This is a genomic window from Chitinispirillales bacterium ANBcel5 (assembly GCA_029688955.1).
Classification (GTDB): domain Bacteria; phylum Fibrobacterota; class Chitinivibrionia; order Chitinivibrionales; family Chitinispirillaceae; genus Cellulosispirillum; species Cellulosispirillum alkaliphilum.
Window position 1 is genome coordinate 1 of the sequence record JARUKZ010000106.1, and the last position, 1,373, is coordinate 1,373.

Below are 1,373 nucleotides of genomic sequence, written 5' to 3' on the forward strand. Positions count from 1 at the left end.
TTGTATCATTTCTTATAATCTGTTTCTACTATAAATTTAGCTCAAACATCAGAAATGGCGCCTCGAGGTCCGGTAATCGTTCTTCCGGGGGGCATTAGCGAAGAGCGTACGGGCAAACCCACCTGTATCGCGGATCAAATCGACCGTCGCATTACATCTTTGTTGCGATGAGGGGCCTGTTTAGGGGGTGTTTCTCACAAAATGACCCATGTTTCTCAAATTATGGACTGTCCAGCCTTTTTGATAAAGCAGTGCGAGTATCCCGGTACAGGCAATAATAGCCAATAAGAGCCATCTGAGACCGCGGGACTTTTTGAGACAATGGTTTTTAAAAGTTCTGCACCTATAGATGTGCTTAGAATGGCTCTGATCTATCATTCCTTATGAATATATATGCCCTTAAAATTGGTCTTGGGTATCAGAAAAAGGTTCCTCACGGTAGGGTGATTTTCCTTCCAGAGGGGGTTAAAGAAGATATTTACCCTTTTGCGGCTTCATAATTTACCTGAAAATGAACAATTGAACCCAGTTAGTTCAGAATTTTGTGGTTTAAACTTGTCTTCGTTGAGGGGAGGATGGAGATCTAGGCCAGGAGGCACGAGTTGAGAATATATTCTGATTTTTTTCTTTACTGCACCCGAACATCAGATACATTTTATTTAGTTGAGAATGAAAAAACTGTGAGCCCCCGTGACGAAAAGGAAGATAAGCCCGGATTTGTTGCAGAGTACCGCAGCCGAAGCGCAAAACTATGACAATCAAGGGAAAACATCCAATTAGTATCACAAGTGTTGATGACACCTACATAATATGCTTTAACTATAACAGGGACATTGTAGATGCAGTTCGTTCCCTGCCAGGCAGACGTTATGATGCAGCAGGGCGTGTTTGGCACATACCCAAATCTCCTATGGTTAAATCGAAGATAATTAGCACGTTATCTCCCCTTGGGGCGGTAACTTTTACAAACGACCACGATAAGAACTCTTCAGACCTTTTTCAAGACGACCTCTTAGAGCGCTGTGTACAACAACTCAAACGAAAACGCTACAGTAACAATACGATCAGAAACTATTCCAGACACATTGCAAATTTTTTATCGTTCGCCCGGCAGAATGAACAAACCGATGAAACTGTCATAATTCATTATTTAAACTACCTGGTCACCGATAAATTTGTTACCGGTTCATATCAGAGTATGTCGGTGAATGCCATCCGCTTTCTGATGGTCGATGTTCTTGGAAAAAGGATGCCCGAATGTGCGTTACGCCCAAAAAGAGAAAAGTACCTTCCGGTCGTATTGAGCGAAACAGAAGTACTATCGATACTACACTCAGTAACCAACCTGAAGCACAAATTAGCTCTTACTCTGA

At 42.2% G+C, this 1,373-nt stretch carries 1 protein-coding gene; it reads left to right on the plus strand.

Going from position 1 to position 1,373, the window contains the following annotated elements:
* Positions 1 to 751: 751 nt before the first annotated feature.
* A partial coding sequence (locus QA601_18905) for a phage integrase N-terminal SAM-like domain-containing protein (GenBank protein ID MDG5817171.1) occupies positions 752 to 1,373 on the plus strand: 622 nt, incomplete at its 3' end.